The sequence below is a fragment of the Archangium lipolyticum genome, assembly GCF_024623785.1.
Lineage (GTDB): Bacteria > Myxococcota > Myxococcia > Myxococcales > Myxococcaceae > Archangium > Archangium lipolyticum.
Genome location: NZ_JANKBZ010000013.1, coordinates 174463 through 191786, shown reverse-complemented (window position 1 = coordinate 191786; position 17324 = coordinate 174463). Strand labels below are relative to the sequence as shown.

Below are 17324 nucleotides of genomic sequence, written 5' to 3'. Positions count from 1 at the left end.
CGGTGGACACTTCCAGAGAGGGCCGGCCCCGCGAGCTCAGGCGGGGAACATCAGGTGGGTGTTCCCCTCTGGGATCTGGAAGTGGTGGAAGCTGACCGACGCACTGACGTCGAGCGCGCGCACCCAGTGCCACCAGCCCACCGGGATGAAGATCATCTCTCCCGGCTCGAGCACCACCTCCACCATGTCCGCTTCCTGGAAGGCGGGATGGCGCGTGGTGTCCGGGTTGGAGACGTCCACGTGACTGAAGGTGCCGTGGCGCGGGTATACCCGGTGGGGCTGGAAGGAAGGAACGAGCTTGAAGTGTTTGCGGCCGAGGACCTGGGACAACAGGATGTTCATGTTGTCATGGTGGAGCGGAGTGAGGGTGCCGGCGGGACCGAGCAGCAGCGTCATCATCATCGGATCGAGCGCCGGGTCGATGATGCCGCTGGGGGCACGGACGTCCTCACGCAGGCGGCGCAGGCCTTCGCGCGACCAGTTCTCGTTGCGCGGCACCATGTAGAAGTCGTTCGTCTCGCCCGCCTCCTGAATCATCCGGAGGAACTCCGCCAGCCGGACGGTGGCACGGTGCCGATCGTGCTCGAAGGCGTGGTTCGGGTTGGCGTTGCGGCCGGACATGATCTCCACTTCGACTTCGCCGCAGTGCTCACGGAAGTAGTCGAGAGACCAGCGGCGCAGGGCGGGCCAGTCCTCCATGAGCCCCTGCAACACGACGGGGCGGTGGCCGAAGTAGTAGTGGGTGAAGAACTCCTCGGCGGACAGCCCGGCCCGCTTCTCCACGCCGTGATGATGCCCTGACTGGCGATGGAGCTCGCTGTAGAGGTCCATCAGCGCCTCCATGCGCGCGTAGCGGCGGGCGATGTTGCGCCCCGCCAGCACGAAGGGGTGTTTCTCGGCGGCGGCGATCTCCTCGCGTGCCACCTCCTCGCTCACCCCGGCTGCGCGGAGCGCGGTGGCGATCTCCTCGGGAGTGGCTCCCTGGGCGAGGTTCTCCGCCAGCCACTGTTGCCATTCTGTTGCCAGACGGTGGGTTCCTGTATGCATGTTGATTCCCGCGGGCGGGTCTGGAAGGTTGGAGTACTCTAACAGGCCTCAAAGGAGTGAAGGCGATGATGACCCCAGCCGAGAACTCGCAGCACACCGCCACCGAGGTGGACGATGTCAACGTGAAGAACAACTACGTCGATTGCTGGAAGCGCGGCACGAAGCCCCAGCGTCGGCCGCTGCTCCCGACGCCTCAGGTCCCCCCTCTCGTCCGAGAGAGCGAGCGTTCGTAGAGCGGTTGGTCCCCGCCAGCGCTCCGTTCGTCCCAGGGGGCGTGGCGACCGTCCCGAGCGTTTCGCTAGCCTGCCGGCCCATGGACGAGCAGGACGAAACAATCACCGAGCCCGAGGAGGTCCCTCCCCTGCCCTCCTGGGCACTCTGGAGCGGGGCCCTGGGCTGGTGGCTGGCGGACGCACTGGTCACGGTCAGCCAGGTGCGACTGCTGCAATACGCGGGAGAGGCGCCCACCAGCGAGGGACCGCTGTGGCGCATGGCCCTGGGCAGCTCGCTGCTGTGGGTTCCCATCACGGTGCTGTGTCTGCGTTTGTCCGAGTGGTTTCCACTCCTCCGCCCCCGGTGGAGGCGCGCGGGCGCCGTGCACCTCGCCATGCTCGCCACCGTGGTGCTGGGGCGTGCGCTGTTCGTCGTCCTCACCCAGGACGTCTTCGGCTGGTACGCCCGCCCGCCAGGCTTCGGTACCGTGCTGGCGCAGAGCGTGGTCAACAATGTGTTGCCCTACGTGCTGATGACCGCCGGGGCCCACGCGCTGGGGCTCGCCCGCCGCGCCCACGTGCGCCAGCAGCGCGCGTCGCGGCTGCAGGCCCGGCTCGCCGAGGCCCGGCTCCAGGTGCTCACCTCGCAGCTCCGGCCCCACTTCCTCTTCAATGCCCTCAACGCCGTGGCCGCCCTGGTGCACAAGGACCCCGACGCGGCGGAGCGCATGCTCGCGCGGCTGGGAGACCTGCTGCGCCATGGCCTGGAGTCCTCCGGACGCCAGGAGGTGACGTTGCGCGAGGAGCTGGACGCGCTCGCGCCCTACCTGGACATCGAGCGCACGCGCTTCGGCGAGCGGCTCGCGGTGGAGTGGCGGCTCGCCCCCGACGTGCTCGACGCGCGCATCCCCCACCTGGCGCTGCAACTGCTCGTGGAGAACGCCATCCGTCACGGGCTCGCGCCCCGGGCCGAGCCCGGCCGGGTGCTCATCAGCGCCGCGCGGGACGGGGACTCGCTGCACGTGCAGGTGCGGGACGATGGCGTGGGCCTGCCTCCCTCGGGACTGCCCCGGCATGGCCGGGGCGTGGGCCTGTCCAACCTGCGCGCGCGCCTGGCCGCCCTCCATGGCACTCGCGCCACCCTGGAACTGAGGCCCGGGCAGCCTCGTGGCACCGTGGCCGAGCTGCGTCTGCCGTTGCCCTCGCGGGGCGGTGAGGTGGCTGCGTGAGCGGGGGCACCTCGGAAGAAGCCCCCTTGCGCGTGGTGGTCGCCGACGACGAGCCCCTGGCCCGCGAGCGGCTGCGCACGTTGCTGGCGGGTGAGCCCGGAGTGGCGTTGGTGGCGGAAGCGGCCAGCGGCGCGGAGACGGTGCGCGCGGTGCTCTCCACCACCCCGGACGTGCTGCTGCTCGACATCGAAATGCCGTCGGGCGACGGCTTCGAGGTGCTGCGGGCGCTGCCGCCCGGCCAGACGCCGGTGGTGGTGTTCGTCACCGCCTGGCAGCGCTACGCGGTCCAGGCCTTCGAGGCGCGGGCGTTGGACTACCTGCTCAAGCCCTATGACCGGGAGCGCTTCCGCGCCGCGCTGCTGCGGGCCCGTCAGCACGTGCGGCTCGTGCGCCGGTCGGAAGCGCCCCCCCACAGAGTGGAAGAGATGCTCTGCGCGCTCGCCCAGGCGGAAGCACCGCCACGGCGGTTGCCCGTCAAGGCGGACGGCCGCATCCGCTTCGTGGACTGCGCCGCCATCACCCACGTGGAAGCCGAGGCCAACTACGTGCGCGTGCACGCGGGCGGCGAGCAGTTCATCATGCGCGAGACGCTGACACACCTGGAGGAGCGGTTGGACCCGCGCCGCTTCCTGCGCGTCCATCGCTCGGTGCTGGTCAACCTGGACCACGTGCGCGAGCTCGAGCCGCTGTCCCAGGGCGAATACCTCCTGTCCCTCCCGGGCGGCGTCGCGCTGCGCACCGGCCGCGGCCACCGCGCCCGCGTGGAGCAAGCCCTGGGGCTGGAGGGGGACTGACGTCCGCCGCGTCCGTCCCCGCGCCCGCGCACTTCGTCCCGCGCCGCGCGCGCTTCGTCCCCACCTCCCGGACAACCCCTCGCCAACACGCTACCTCCATGTCCGTGGCGAGCGGAGAGAACCCCGCTCCGCCGCCCAACCCCATCTCAGGAGGAGTCTGTCATGTCCGTGTCTTCCCTCGTCCGTTCCCCGATGCTGCTCTCGCTGCTCACCCTGGCCACGCCCGCCCTCGCCCAGGAGACCGCCGCGCCGTGCGTACCGGAGGTGCTCGCCCCCGGCTTCGTCTCGTTGCCGGACCAGGAGGAGTACCGCATCGTCTTCACCCCCGACGGGCGCACCGCCTTCTGGGGCGTGAGTACCGGCTTCTTCCCCAGCTCTCGCCAGTCCACCATCGTCTTCTCCGAGTGGCGCCACGGCCAGTGGAGCGAGCCGCGCGTGGCGCCCTTCTCCGGCGAGTTCAGCGACATCGATCCGTTCGTGTCGCCGGATGGCCGCTCTCTCTTCTTCTCGTCCATCCGGCCGGTGGATGGCGTGGCCCGCGAGGACGCCGAGCTGTGGGTGGTGGAGCGCCAGGGCACGGGCTGGAGCGAGCCGCGTCACCTCGGCGCCGCCGTCAACAGCACCTCGGACGAGCTCTACCCCAGCGTGGATGCGTGGGGCACGCTGTACTTCGGCTCGGACCGGCCGGGCGGCTTCGGGGGCTGGGACCTCTGGCGCTCGCGCCGGCGGGCCAATGGCTCCTACGGCCCCGCGGAGAACCTCGGTGCCGCGCTCAACACCTCCTACTGGGAGTTCAACCCCACCGTGACGGCCGACGGGAACACGCTGCTCTTCGCCTCCATCAACCGACCGGACGGCTTCGGCTCGGGAGACCTCTACGTGGCCAGGCGCCAGCGCGATGAGTGGAAGCCCGCGCGCAACCTGGGCCCTGTCGTGAACACGGAGAGGGATGAGTACCACCCCTCCCTCTCCGCAGACAGGCGCACCCTCTTCTTCGTGCGCCATCAGTACGAGCCCTTCCTGCCCGGCGACCTGTACCACGTGAGCGCCCATGCGGCGGGCGTTCACTCCTGGGGGTATTGAGGCTCGAGCCGGACCCGTGCCTCAGATGCCGGGTCCTGGCGCCGTTGAGCTGGGGCGTCTGCTCACTTCCCCTCGCCTGATTGGAGGACGTAGCCATGCGTTTCCGAGCGTGCTTCGCACTTCTGCTCTTTGTCGCAGCCCGCGCTACGTCAACGCCGAGCCCACGAGAGCCAACGGCCCGGGACCCGAGGCTCGCCAACCTCCAGCTAGCGGCGACGCTGCCCTGGACGGACGGAGGGCGGTGCGCCGTCCGCGAAGCTTCCGAGCCCTGGCCCGTGCTGGTGGAGAGGTGCTTTCATGCCCTCGATCATGACCGGCTCGAGTTTCATGACACAACAGGACGATGCGCGGTGGCCTCGGTGGGTGCCGGTGCAGCGGGAATCGGGCTGTGCGTCCTGGCGGCCCCGGAGCTCATCGTGGGAGCGGTAATCGTCGCGGGCGTGGTGGTGGTGGGATTCGCCATCAAAGAGGCCCTGGATGCGTATGAGCTGAAATGGGCCGATCCCGAGGACGCAAGGCCCGCGCCTGAAACGCGGCCCGTGCCTGAAACAAAGCCCACTCCGCAGAACCCCTCACCGAAACAAAGGCCCACGCCGGAGCCAAGAGGGCCGGATTTCCCTCCCATTGGGCCAACCGAAACCTCGGAGCGAGATCGCAGCAGGTGCGAGCCCGTCCCGGTGAAGTACCACCTCGGCGGTAATAAACTGCACGACAAGTGCGCCAACAGAATTCCGAACAACAGTTTCCCCGGCGGGGATGTGTTCGTGAATGGGAAAAACTTCGACGCGCTACAATTGGCCACGCGCACGCTCTGGGAAGTCAAGACCGACAACTTCGACACGTACACGGAGGCCCTTCAAGAAATTGTGATCACCGATCAGGTGGCGAAGTTGCTGCGCGAACTCGAACTCGCCAGAGCCTGCGGATTTGCCTTCCGCGTCGGTGTGCGCAGGGAAGCGCACAAGGAAGCACTGGAAGATGCGGACCCAAGACTCAGGGGCCTTATCGAGGTCATGGACTGGTGCTGAGATGACGGACAAGCGAAAAAAGATGACCCTCATCGTCTACGCGCCCGCGCTCGTGGGCGCCGACGGCCGCCCTGTGGCCGTGGTTCATGGAATGGAGCGTGCGTTCCCTGGCCTGCGCCTGGGTTGGAGGATTTCTGAAACGGGGCAGTTCATCCCATTGCCGCAGCGCGACGCGACGGTCGCTCAAGAGCGGCCGAACGGGGGATTTCCGCTCCTCAGCAACGGCAATGAGAGCGCCCTCGTGACGGTGACGGGATGGGAAAGCCCGGCGGGCATCTCGCCGGGCGGTCAGGCCCAGCTCGAGGTACATGCGAGGCTGCCCCTGACGCCAGAGGCCATCGCGGCAGCCGCAGACGTGCTGGAGGCCGTGGCAGAAGCCGCGCGCGCGTACTGGGGGCATGCCACGCCGTTCAGGGCAAGCGTGGACATCGCGCGCCAGACGAAGAATCGGCCAGACGACCTGGAGCCTCCTCCTCGCGGGCTGCCGGTGATCAAGTCCCCTGGTGCCATACGCTCGCCTGAGATTCCGCATCGCCTCGGGTGGCTCAATTACTGGTCGGCCGCCGCCGCGCAAGCCATCGGTTTCCCGGACCCGGCCCGTGATGCGGATCTGCTCTCGCGGGCGCGGCGCACGGCGACGGACGGGTGGGTTGTTCAGCTCACGGAGGTGCCGCTCGACTTGGACAACCCCGCCCACCTGGACGCGCTCAAACGGGCCTACGAGCGCTTCCCGGAGATCGGCGGGCGCTCCATCCCTTGAGGCTCGGCACTGCGCCCACCACGACGGCGCCCTTACCATTCGGGGGAACGGGCGCCTCCTGCCACGTGACGAGCGCCACCTCTTCCCCCGTCAAGTCCACCAACACCGCTCCAGCCATGCGGCCTCCATGAGCCCGTCTGGTCCCTCACGCTCGGCCATAAGCCGCGCCTTGTCCTCCTGGCATTGGCAACAGCGGGTGCTGGGTGGAGCTTGCCCGGCGCCCGCCCTGCATCGAGGACCAGGCCGAGTACCAGGGCAAGTGCTACCTGCCAGTCTCGAAGGACCGGGGTCGGCCGCCCCAGTCCCTCCACCCGTGAGCGCCGAGTCGCCGGGTGCGGCACGCTCCTCCTTTCGCATCCGTGAGCGTGCGGACTACGGCGCGAAGATCTTCACCGATGACATCTTGTCGTTGGCGTCCTGAGAGAATGCGTTTGGCATGCAGGTCCTCCGCGAAGAGTGACTCCAGGAACGCGTGGACCTGCTGGTCATTGAGAAATGAGGGGATGGCTCAGCTGACCCACACGACCGCGGTGAGTGAGCCCGAGCCTGTGCCGCACTCGGGCCCTCTCTTCGACCCCTTCCTGAGGCTCAGTTCATGCAGAAGAAGGAGCCATCAGGGTACGCGGCCAGCGTGCCATCGGGAACCACGCGGAGGTTGGCCCAATCATAGTCGGCGGGGTTCTGGATGACGGACTTCTGGCCAGCGGCGTTGAAGATATAGATAACCCCACTGGAGCGCTCGCGGAGGCGGGTCCCGCAGTCAGGCTTGGTCTTCATGCTGGACATGCTGCCCGCCGGCACATCCCTCACCTCGATCCAGCCGCCGTAGTAAAACACATCCGCCTCGGTGGGGACCCAGAACCTGGCGTTTCCAAAAATGACATAAACCGCAGCGGTGTTGTGCTCACGCACCAGGGTTCCGGGCCGCGTCAGATACATCCAACTGACGAAGGTACTCTCGGGAACGGTGCGGATGGCGCCGACCCCGCCGTAATACTCGAGCTCCTGCGCGTCAGGGATGTGCCACTTCCGGCCGCCAAAGATGACGTAGACCGCGTGGTCTCCCCGCGCCTGCAGTACCGTTCCGTCCCTGGGCGAGTTGGTGATGGCTTCGACTTCGCTCTCCGAAACGTTGTAGGTATGCGGAGAGGTGAAGTAGCTCTCCTCGCCAACGCCGATCCGGAACTTCGCGCCACCGTGGATGACGTGGCGCACGTCGATGATGCTGCCGCCAAAATTGACCTGATGGATCAGGATGGTTCCATCGGGGTAGTTGGCATAAACCTGGGCACGCGCCGGAGTGCTGCTCAGCAGGGCCAGAGCGACCGCGGCGAGCGCGCCCTTGATGAGATGGGTATTCATGGACTTCCTTATCAGTGATTGAGACCAGACACGGGTGTTCGCCCGTGTTGGCTGGTGCTTATCTTGAAAAAATCCATGTATGTCAATTCGATTCTGGGCGGTTCTGGTTTTTGTATTTTGCCCGATTCTGAGCAGGAAAAAGAGGGATCCTCTCAAGGAACGGTGGGCTGGCGCCGCGGCGGTGATCAGCGAATCAACCTGGCTGAAGAGGTGTGATTGGCGGCGTGGGTGGTAGAGAATGGTCGATGTCGATTTTCCAGACTCCTGGACTCTCGTGAAATGAGTTGTGCAAGTGGCTATACACACACTGGCCTGACACTTCATGAGTTGACCATTCCGTGGGGTGCTGGAAGCACCTCCACTCCGCCCGACCACCTCCACGTCGAAAGAGGCGGCCTTGTACCCGGATGGAGTCGGCATACCTTCCATCAATCCGCCAACCAGTTGTGTCTGAGCGCCAGGACTGCGCCGGAATCCACGGATGAGGTCGTCTGCCCTACGAACTCCCGCCGCCCATGCATGACGGCGGGAGTCGTAGCTCGGAGAGGGTCTGTTCCCCGGAGTCCGGTCCCGTGCCGGGCAGCCGGGCGGGCGAGGGCCGGCCCGGCGGGTCCTGACTCACCGAGCGCCCGAGGCCTCCCCACCCTCTGGGGACGACGGAGGAAGGGAATGCAACCGGAATCGGTGCCTGGCGAACGTTGGCTGGAGAAACCCGAGCGGCACCAGGAGCGTCACGCGGCGAAGGTCGAGCGGATCGCTCGGCAACTGCGCCAACGCACGAGCACCCGGCCCGTGTCCCTCAAGAAGAAGACGCCGCCTCACCAGGTCCCCAAGCGCAACGACCGGCGGCGCAGCGACGAGAAGATCGACCTGAGTGACCTCGATCAGATCATCGAGATCGATCCCGTGGGGATGACCTGCACGGTCGAGCCCGCCGTCACCTTCGACGAGGTGGTCCGCACGACCCTGCCCTACGGGCTCATTCCCATCATCGTCCCCGAGCACAAGACCATCACCCTCGGCGGCGCCGTCGCGGGCTGTTCCATCGAGTCCATGTCCTTCCGGTACGGGGGCTTCCACGACACCTGCCTCGAATACGAGCTCATCACCGCCAAGGGAGACGTGCTGCGCTGCTCCCCCGACCAGCACCCGCTCGTGTTCCAGATGATCCACGGCTCGTTCGGGACGCTCGGCATCCTCTCGAAACTGAAGTTCAAGCTCGTGCGCGCCGCGCCCTACGTGCACGTGACGTATGAGACCTACTCCACGCTCGAGGCCTTCCAGCAGGCCATCTGGCGCCACTTCACCGCCCAGGACGCGGACTATCTCGACGGGCAGATCTTCTCACCGACGAAGCACGTGCTGTGCGTGGGCCGCTTCGCGGAGCGCGCGCCCTATGTGAGCCGCTATGACTGGCTCAAGGCGTATTGTGAGAGCATCCCCCGGCTCTCCGAGGACTACCTCACCGTCTATGACTATCTCTTCCGCTACGACCGGGGTGTCACCCACGTTACGCCGAGGAGCCTCGTCGGCCGGGCACTGTTCGGCAAGCTGGTGCACTCGGACAGCGTGCTGAGGGCCGCGGACCGCTTCCACCCCTTCCTGCCCACGAAGAACCCGCAGGTCATCGTGGACGTGTTCGTCCCCTTCTCGCGCACGGCCGAGTTCATGGACTGGTACCACCGCGAGATGCACTTCTACCCGGTGTGGTGCGTCCCCTACCGCCGGATGCGGGATTACGAGTGGCTCACGCCCCAGTGGTGGTCCGGCGTGAAGGATCCGCTGTTCCTCGACCTCGCGGTCTACGGGCTGCCGCAGCGGGCGGGCCGCAACATCTACAAGGAATTCGAGGACGAGCTGCTGCGCGTCAACGGCACCAAGACGCTCATCTCATACAACTACTACGACGAGCAGACCTTCTGGAGCCTCTGGAACAAGGAGACCTACCAGGCCGTGAAACAGCTCACCGACCCGGACAACATCTTCCGCGACCTCTACACGAAGACGTGCCGGGCGGCGCTCGGACTCGAGGAACAGGCGCCCGGCGCCGGGACCACCGTGCACTAATCAGGGTTGGCCTGTCTTCCTGTCTTCAGGAGCACGACAAGCCGAATGCCAACTGATATCCAGGGGCCGCCGCAGACGTTGGGAAGAGGGCCGGCCCGTGACACAGCAGCAAGTCGGGAAGTATCAGTTGGTGCGCAAACTGGCCTCGGGCGGAATGGCCGAGGTGTTCCTCGCCAAGGCCGCGGGGCCCATGGGTTTCGAGAAGACCCTGGTCCTCAAGCGCATCCTGCCCGAGTTGGCCGAGGAGCCCGCCTTCGTCCAGATGTTCCTGTCCGAGGCCCGGCTCGCCGCCCGGCTCACGCACCCGAACATCGTGCAGATCTTCGACTTCGGTGAGTCCGAGGGCACCTACTTCCTGGCCATGGAGTACATCGACGGGCCCAGTCTGCGCACGCTCATCAAGCGCGCCGCGGCCCAGGGGTTGACCCTACCCCCCACCGTGTGCGCCCGGCTCATCGCCCACGCCTGCGATGGGCTCGCCTTCGCCCATGACTTCACCGACCCCGACACGGGCGAGCCGCTGGACCTCATCCACCGCGACATCAGCCCGGACAACATCCTGCTGTCCCGCCAGGGCGCGGTGAAGGTGGTGGACTTCGGCATCGCCAAGGCCGCCGGTCAGAGCCACAAGACGGAGAGCGGTGTCATCAAGGGCAAGCTCGCGTACATGCCGCCCGAACAACTGCGTGCGAAGGCGCTCGACCGGCGCGCGGACGTGTACGCGCTCGGAGTGGTGCTCTTCGAGCTGCTCACGGGCCAGCGGCCCTTCGCCGCGACGTCGGACGCCGGGCTGATGCAGGCCATCCTCTACGAGCAGCCCACGCCCGCGGCCCGGCTCCGCCCGGATCTCCCCCAACCCCTGCGGCGCATCCTCAGCAAGGCGCTCGCCAAGGAGCGCGAGCAACGTTACCCGGACTGCCATGCCTTCCAGGCCGACCTGGAGGCGTTCATCGTCTCAGTGGGCAAGCCCGTGATGACGCAACAGGTGGCCCAGCTCATCCACCAAGCCGTCACGAACCCGGAGATCCCCGCCCTCTCGCTGCCCCCCGCACCGGCTCCAGCGCTCACGCCCCCACCCCCGGCGGCCACTCCGCCCTCGGAACCCCCGTTCCTCGTCAGGAAGCGTCCCGCCCCGTCCCCGAACGAGGCGGTGACAGCGAAGCAGCGCGGGCCCCTGTTCCCCAAGAACGAGGAGGAGCCCAGGGCCCTCGTCACGCCTCCACCCCGGCAGCGAGAGCCGATGACCCTCCAGGCGCGGGTTCCCGCCGCGTCCCGCCGGCCCACCCCGCCTCCCGTCGACGTGGAGCCCCGGGAGCAGCGGCCGGCACAGGCGGAATCCCCCGTGCGGCGCCCCGTCATGTCGGCGGAGAAGCCCCGGTCCTCGAACCGGTGGGCACCCGCCCTGGTGGGGGGCCTGATGCTCGTGGCGGGCGTCGGCGTGGTGTCCTCGAAGACGTGCTCCCGGCCGGAGATATCGGGGTCCGCGCTCGCGGCGGAGAGCCCGCGGCCCCAGCCCGTGGCGGAGAGCCCGCGAGTCCAGCCGGCGGAGGTACCCGCCGAGCCGCCCGAGTCCCCTCCCCCGGCAAGCCCCGAGGCCGGTGCGCCCGGCGCGGGGCTCGCGGCGGCCCCCGTGGTGACCCCCGAGCCGGTGCCCGTGGAGCCACCTGCCCCGGAGCGCTCGCCCTCCAAACCCAGGCCCTCCGCTCCGGGCACGGCCAGGGTCGCGTACAAGGGTACCCTGGAGCTGCGCGTCCGGCCCTACGCCATCGTCTACGTGGATGGCAAGAAGGTGGGAGAGACCCCCCTGACCCCCCTGCAGTTGCCCGCGGGACCTCACACCTTGAAGTTGGTCAACGCGAAGATTGCCAAGGAGAAGCAACTCACCATCGACATCAAGGCCGGACAGACCAGCCTCCACAAGATCAATCTGCTGGAGGAGTGAGCGGGGCGGCGCCCCCGCCAGCAGGGGCCACGGCGTCCGCCTCGATCCACTTTCCCGGCCAGGCGTCGATGTCGTCCGACGCATCCGCCAAGATGTCACTGAAGCCAGCCTCCCGGATCCTCTGACCCAGGAGGAACAGCTCCTTCCTCGCGGCCTTCCTGTTCGCGGCATTGATGCCGGGGAGCTGATTCTGGAGGAGGAGCAGCCGCCTCATGAGCCGTTCACACTCGATGGCGACAGCCGCCTGGCACCCGAACAGATTCGCCGGTCCTTGCTGGCCCGAGGCGCTCACGAGCAGGGGGATGGGGGCTTCGGGCAGCGGCACGTCCTGATCTTCGTCTCCGAGCTCCCAGAGCTCTTCCGGCACGGAGGACTTCTCCATGCGCCAGGCCTCGTTGGATGGGTAGACGGCGTACTGGTGCGCGATCCGGTCCATGGCCTGAGCGACGCGCATCCATTCGGTGCCCGTGCCCGCCTCCATGACCTGGGTCTTCAAGGCCGAAAAGGTCTCGGCCACCTTGCCTCCACGAATCCCTTTCACACACAACATCCGTTCCATCACGGCCAGGCGCCACGACTGCTGTGCTTTCAAGGTCCTACCCCTGACCTCGATTCGCAAGGGCGGGCAATCCGCCGAGCCGGCCGCCGCCCTGGCACCGCCCGCCCCGGGCTCCGGGCGAGCCTCGGCCGCGGAGACCAGTTCCTCCTGGATCCTTCGTCGAAAGGCCTCGAAATGACTCTCGATCTTGGGAGCGACCTGCTCGGGAAGCTTCGCGTCTTCCCGGATCAGCAGCGCCATCTGGAAGGCATCTCCAGACTCCACGTGCTTTCCCATGTCATACAAGATGATGCCCTCGTAGAGGGACAGGACCACCAGCTCGGACGTCCCCAACGGGCTCTGACGCGCGACCTGGATTTGATCGAACGCCTGCTCGTACTCCATCTGCCGGTAGAGACGGCTGATCGTGCCGATCGTGGTCCTGAAACTGGCGACCCCTTCCTTCCTGGGGGGGACGACCGCCTCCCCCTTCCCCTCCCCTTCCGCATGCGCGGAGAGCAATGGCATCGAGGCGAGGAATACGACGACGGGGACGACTCTCTTGTGGAACAGGGTACGCACGTGACGACTCGTCTTGTGGGCGAGGAGGGGGGGCTTCGCCCCCGAGTAAAGGGTCAGATCCTCCTCGTGCGCAACAAGTCACCACCCGGGATGAAACCTACCTTTCGGACGCCTCGGCTGCGGCGCGACGCATTGTCCGGCCCCGGCCCACCCGCAGCACGAACAGGACGAGCGCCATGGCCCCCAGCGCGAAGAGTGTGTCGCCGGGCACGCGCATCCAGCGCAGTACGTTCATCACGGGCGTCTGGAGGAACTCGGCGCTGCGCGCATACCAGTAGCCGTGCTCCACCGAAGCCCACGTCTGCATCAATCCCACCGGCAGCAGGCTGAGCACCACCATGGTCATGAGGCCCGCGTTGATGGCCCAGAAGGAGAAGCGCACCAGCCGCTCGTTCCACTCCTGCACCGGATCGAGCGCGCGCAGGGAGAAGAGCATCAGCCCGATGCCCAGCATGCCGTAGACGCCGAAGAGCGCGGCGTGGCCGTGCACGGGCGTCGTGTTGAGTCCCTGCATGTAATAGAGCGCGATGGGCGGGTTGATCATGAACCCGAAGAGGCCCGCGCCCACCAGGTTCCAGAAGGCCACCGAGACGAAGAAGTAGATGGGCCAGCGGTAGTTGCGCACCCAGGGAGAGGTGCGCGTCAGCTTGAGGTTGTGCCACGCCTCGTAACCCACGAAGAGCAGGGGCACCACCTCCAGCGCGCTGAACACCGAGCCGAGCGCGAGCACCACCGTGGGGGTGCCGGAGAAGTACAGGTGGTGCAGCGTGCCGATGATGCCGCCGGCCAGGAAGATGGTGGCGGACAGGACGGTGGCTTCACCAGCCGTGCGCAGGCTCAGCAGCTTCAGGCGCGCGAAGAGGAAGGCGATGACGACGGTGGCGAAGACCTCGAAGAAGCCCTCCACCCACAGGTGCACCACCCACCAACGCCAGTACTCGGCCACCGCGAGGTTGGTGGTGCGCCCGGCCCCGAGCGCCGCGAAGTAGAAGCCGGCGATGGCCGCGGAGCTGATGAGGAAGAGCGTGAGGATGGGGCGCTGCTCGTCCTCGCGCCGCAGCGCCGGGCGAATCGCGCGCACCACGAGGAAGAGCCAGAGGAAGAGCCCCACCAGCAGGGCCAGCTGCCAGAGCCGGCCCAGGTCGATGTATTCGTAGCCGCTGTGGCCCAGGTAGAACCAGGCATCCCCGGTGCCCAGGTAGCCCATGACGCTCAGCCATTGGCCCGCCATGGAGCCCAGCACCACCACCAGCAACGCGCCAAAGAGCACGTTGACACCCAGCCTCTGGCCCCTGGGCTCCACCCCGCCCACCGCCGGGCCGATGTAGAGGCCCGCGGCGAGCCACGCCGTGGCGATCCAGAAGATGCCCAGCTGGGTGTGCCACGTGCGCGTCACGCTGTAGGGCAGCACCTGGTCCAGCGGAATGCCGTAGAAGCCCGAGCCCTCCACCCCGTAGTGCGCCGTGACGACGCCCAGGAGGATTTGCAGCAGCAAGAGGCCCGACACCACCCAGAAGTACTTCACCACGCTGAGCTGGGAGGGCGTGGGGCGCAGGGCGAGCAGCGGATCATCCGCTGGCACCTCGCCCAGTGGCTCCTCGGCGGGACGGGAGGCGTAGTAGAAGGCCATGGCGCCAATGCCGGCCAACAGCAGGATGATGCTCACGCCCGTCCACACCACGGTGTCGCCCGTCGGGACGTTTCCGATGAGCGGCTCGTGGGGCCAGTTGCTCGTGTAGGTGACGCGGTCGTCCGGGCGCTGGGTGCCCGCGGCCCAGGCGCTCCAGAAGACGAAACCCGAGAGGAGCCGCAGCTGGGCCGGGTCCTTCAGGGCGCCCGAAGGGATGGCGTACTCGGGGCGCCCGCGGGTGAAGACGTCCGCGAGGTGCGCCTGGTTGGCCGCGAAGGCACGAGCGCGCACCGGGTCGAGCGTAAGAGTGCCGGTGGCGGCGTCGTAGGTGTTGGTGCGGATGAGGACGGTGAGGCGCTCGCGCAGCGCGGCCTGCTGGGGCCGGTCCAGCGCGTCGTAGCGTGCGCGGTGCTCGGCCAGCGCCCAGGCATCGAGAATGAAGAGGGCCTCGCGATGCAGCCAGTCCGCCGTCCAGTCCGGAGCCACGTAGCTGCCGTGGCCCCAGATGGAGCCCACCTCCATGCCACCCATGGCCTGCCAGACGTTCTGCCCGGCTTGGATTTCCCCGGGCCCGAGCACCTGCTGTCCGTCCGTCGTCACCACCCGTTGGGGAACGGGAGGCGCCTGTTGGTAGACGCGCACGCCTACCCAGCCCAGCACGGCGAACGAAGCGATGAGAACGGCGGCAAAGGCAACCCAGAGCTTCTTCATGTGAGGCAGGCTCCTGTTGGGGGGCACCAGCGATGAGCCAACGTAGGGACGCTCGTGTCGGAAACGCACCCCATTCCCTCCGGTGGCGTGAGGCCAGTGGTGACAGCAGTCACCAGGGCGTGACAGCAGTCACCAGGTTCGCGGCCCTCCGGAGGGTGACGGCAATCCCCAGGATCCGCCCCTTCCGAGAGGGATTCGAGAGGATCGCGGGCCCTGGCACGCCTCCTGCTTCATGGCCGCTCACATCCACTTCGCTCCCGAGGAACTTCCGCCATGGCGCTCTCCCCCATCTCCAGGTCGCCCGTCTTCACCCCGAGCACGCCCAGCACCGAGCCGGTCTCCCGCTGCGCGGGCAAAGGGGTGTCGGAACTCCAGAGCACGCAGCAGAGCAGCCCCCTGGGACAGTTGTTCCAGGCCGACGGCTTCGACTCCCCGCTGAACCCGACGAAGGCGGGCGGTGTGGACCCGATGGACCAGCTGCTCGAGCAGGTGGCGCAGCAGATGTTGACCCTGTGCGAGGACCTGCTGGGCGACCTGAACGGTGAGGTGCCGGAAATTGGCGCCGAGGACAGCGCGGCCCCGGGCCTCCAGGCGCTGGTCCAGGGAGCACCCCAAGCGGCTGACGCGACGAAAGCCCCGAGTGCTTCGAGCACCCCGAGCGCGCAGGTCTCCCAGACGGAGGGAGTCACTTCGGCGGGCAATGCTCCGAAGAAGGGAAACACGATGACCTTCACCAACGATGGCAAGTCACCCATGACCATCAAGTTCACGCCCAACGCCGGTGAGAAGGAGCTGCCCCCCCTGACGCTGCAGCCCGGCAAGGCCCAGACCGTGGAGTTCCCCCAGGGCTGGTCCGGCAACTTCCGCAGCACGTCCGGCGATGGGGCCGCGGCCACGCTCGGTGAGGTCAAGTTCAACGGCGGCGGCAACCAGACCTATTACGACGTGAGCTACATCGAGGGCGACAACGCCGCCATGACCATCAAGCCGCAGAGCGGCGGCAAGCTGTCCGGCACGATGGACAACCTCCTGGCCTCCGCCCCCGATTCGGTCAAGGCCAGGAACGCCGATGGCTCGGTCTACGGCATCAAGAAGACCACCACGTCCAACGTCCAGGATCCGGGCGTGGTGGACTTCTACCGGAAGCATGTCGGCGCCGATCAGGGCTACGTCATCCCCACCGATGACCTGAGCACGCTGGGCACCGCGGATACCCACCTGGATGTCCACCTGCGCGATCTGGCGTGACGGGAGGACGGCTACTCCACCCGGATGACGACCTTGCCGAAGTGCGCTCCGCTCTTGAGATAATCGAAGGCGGCGCGCGCCTCGGCGAACGGGAAGACCCTGTCCACCACCGGGCGGACGCCGTGCAGCGTCAACGCGCGGTTGAGGGCCTCGAAGGACTGGCGGTGGCCCACGAGGATGCCCTGCACGCGCAGGTTCCCCATGAGGATGGGCGTGACGGGCACCGCGCCCGCGCCCCCGCTGAGCACGCCAATGACGGACACCGTCCCTCCAATCCGCACGGCGCGAAGGGACTTCTCCAGCGTGCCGGCGCCGCCCACCTCCACGACGTGATCCACGCCAACGCCGCCAGTGAGAGCCCGCGCCGCCTTGTCCCAGTCCGGGGTCGTCACGTAGTTGATGCCCTCGTGGGCGCCCAGCGCGCGCGCCCGCTCCAGCTTGTCGTCCCGGCTGGAGGTGAGGATGACGCGCGCCCCCATCATCCGGGCGATCTGCAGCGCGAAGATGGAGACGCCACCGGTGCCCTGTAGCAACACGGTGTCTCCCGCCTTGAGCCCCCCGTGCGTGACGAGCGCGCTCCACGCGGTGACGGCCGCGCACGGCAGCGTGGCGGCCTCCTCGTCCGACAGGTGCGGAGGCGTGAGCACCACGCCGTCCTCGTGGAGGATCATCGTGTCGCCGAGCGCACCATCCAGGGGTCCGCCCAGCGTGCTGCCCTGCGCCGCCCGCGAGGGCTCTCCCCCGAGCCAGGCCTGCGCGAAGATGCCCATCACCCGGTCCCCCGGCTTCACGCGGGTGACGCCCTGCCCCACCGCCTCCACCACGCCCGCTCCGTCCGAGTTGGGCACGAGGGGCAGCTTCTGCTTCGGGTTGTAGCGCCCCTCCACCATCATCAGGTCCCGGTAGTTGAGGCTCGTGGCCTTCACCCGCACCCGGACCTGGAAGGGGCCCGGCTCGGGATCCGGCCGCTCACAGGGCACCAGCTTGTCCAATCCGAATCCGCCGCGAATCTCGTAGGCTTTCATGGCACGGGGTTCTAGCGCCCCCAGGCCCGGCCGGGGAGCGAGCAGGAAGCCGCATCCGGCGCCTCT

Annotated in this window: 15 protein-coding genes; 10 read left to right on the top strand and 5 right to left on the bottom strand. The window is 67.7% G+C overall.

Going from position 1 to position 17324, the window contains the following annotated elements; genetic code table 11:
- Nucleotides 1-36 precede the first annotated feature (36 nt).
- A complete protein-coding gene (locus tag NR810_RS26930) occupies nt 37-1047 on the bottom strand; it encodes a cupin-like domain-containing protein (protein ID WP_257456491.1) in 1011 nt (336 codons plus the stop codon).
- A 65-nt stretch (nt 1048-1112) separates the two neighbouring features.
- On the opposite strand from NR810_RS26930, the gene NR810_RS26925 reads away from it, so the two are divergent.
- The 6 genes from NR810_RS26925 to NR810_RS26900 all read left to right on the top strand — a co-directional run bounded on the left by NR810_RS26925 (nt 1113) and on the right by NR810_RS26900 (nt 6153).
- Nucleotides 1113-1280, top strand: coding sequence for a hypothetical protein (locus NR810_RS26925; RefSeq protein ID WP_257456490.1), 168 nt, complete (start codon nt 1113-1115; stop codon nt 1278-1280).
- A gap of 80 nt (nt 1281-1360) precedes the next feature.
- Nucleotides 1361-2488 (top strand): sensor histidine kinase, encoded by a 1128-nt coding sequence (locus tag NR810_RS26920; protein WP_257456488.1) that lies wholly within the window; start codon nt 1361-1363, stop codon nt 2486-2488.
- A 32-nt stretch (nt 2489-2520) separates the two neighbouring features.
- Nucleotides 2521-3282 carry a LytR/AlgR family response regulator transcription factor gene (locus tag NR810_RS26915; protein ID WP_257456691.1) on the top strand — a complete coding sequence of 254 codons (762 nt, stop codon included), beginning with the start codon at nt 2521-2523 and terminating at the stop codon, nt 3280-3282.
- Nucleotides 3283-3444: 162 nt separating this feature from the next.
- Complete coding sequence (locus NR810_RS26910) at nt 3445-4365, top strand: TolB family protein (RefSeq protein ID WP_257456487.1); 921 nt, start codon at nt 3445-3447, stop codon at nt 4363-4365.
- A 350-nt stretch (nt 4366-4715) separates the two neighbouring features.
- Nucleotides 4716-5393 carry a DUF6310 domain-containing protein gene (locus NR810_RS26905; protein ID WP_326522520.1) on the top strand — a complete coding sequence of 226 codons (678 nt, stop codon included), beginning with the start codon at nt 4716-4718 and terminating at the stop codon, nt 5391-5393.
- A 1-nt stretch (nt 5394) separates the two neighbouring features.
- Entirely contained in the window at nt 5395-6153 is a 759-nt protein-coding gene (locus NR810_RS26900) for a DUF5953 family protein (protein ID WP_257456484.1), read from the top strand.
- Nucleotides 6154-6741: 588 nt separating this feature from the next.
- On the opposite strand, the gene NR810_RS26895 is transcribed toward NR810_RS26900, so the two are convergent.
- Complete coding sequence (locus NR810_RS26895; protein WP_257456483.1) at nt 6742-7515, bottom strand: hypothetical protein; 774 nt, start codon at nt 7513-7515, stop codon at nt 6742-6744.
- Between the two features lie 63 nt (nt 7516-7578).
- Here NR810_RS26895 and NR810_RS26890 point away from each other — a divergent pair, with 63 nt between their 5' ends.
- The 3 genes from NR810_RS26890 (at nt 7579) to NR810_RS26880 (ending at nt 11524) form a co-directional block, all read left to right on the top strand.
- Nucleotides 7579-7731: a hypothetical protein gene (locus NR810_RS26890; protein ID WP_257456482.1), complete on the top strand. Its 153-nt coding sequence runs from the start codon at nt 7579-7581 to the stop codon at nt 7729-7731.
- Between the two features lie 453 nt (nt 7732-8184).
- On the top strand, nt 8185-9582 hold the full coding sequence (locus tag NR810_RS26885; RefSeq protein WP_257456481.1) for an FAD-binding oxidoreductase: 1398 nt from the start codon (nt 8185-8187) through the stop codon (nt 9580-9582).
- Between the two features lie 154 nt (nt 9583-9736).
- Nucleotides 9737-11524 carry a protein kinase domain-containing protein gene (locus tag NR810_RS26880; protein WP_407653839.1) on the top strand — a complete coding sequence of 596 codons (1788 nt, stop codon included), beginning with the start codon at nt 9737-9739 and terminating at the stop codon, nt 11522-11524.
- Here the strand turns inward: NR810_RS26880 and NR810_RS26875 are convergent.
- Nucleotides 11505-12644, bottom strand: a complete 1140-nt coding sequence (locus tag NR810_RS26875; protein ID WP_257456475.1) for a hypothetical protein — start codon at nt 12642-12644, stop codon at nt 11505-11507. The two genes, NR810_RS26880 and NR810_RS26875, sit on opposite strands and share 20 nt — an antisense overlap.
- Nucleotides 12645-12741: 97 nt before the next feature.
- A complete protein-coding gene (locus NR810_RS26870; protein ID WP_257456474.1) occupies nt 12742-14985 on the bottom strand; it encodes a nitric-oxide reductase large subunit in 2244 nt (747 codons plus the stop codon).
- Between the two features lie 273 nt (nt 14986-15258).
- On the opposite strand from NR810_RS26870, the gene NR810_RS26865 reads away from it, so the two are divergent.
- The gene (locus NR810_RS26865) at nt 15259-16233 is read left to right on the top strand and encodes a glycoside hydrolase 64/thaumatin family protein (protein WP_257456472.1); all 975 of its coding nucleotides are present in this window, start codon (nt 15259-15261) and stop codon (nt 16231-16233) included.
- Between the two features lie 11 nt (nt 16234-16244).
- Here the strand turns inward: NR810_RS26865 and NR810_RS26860 are convergent, their stop codons facing one another.
- Entirely contained in the window at nt 16245-17258 is a 1014-nt protein-coding gene (locus NR810_RS26860; RefSeq protein ID WP_257456471.1) for a zinc-dependent alcohol dehydrogenase family protein, read from the bottom strand.
- Nucleotides 17259-17324 lie beyond the last annotated feature (66 nt).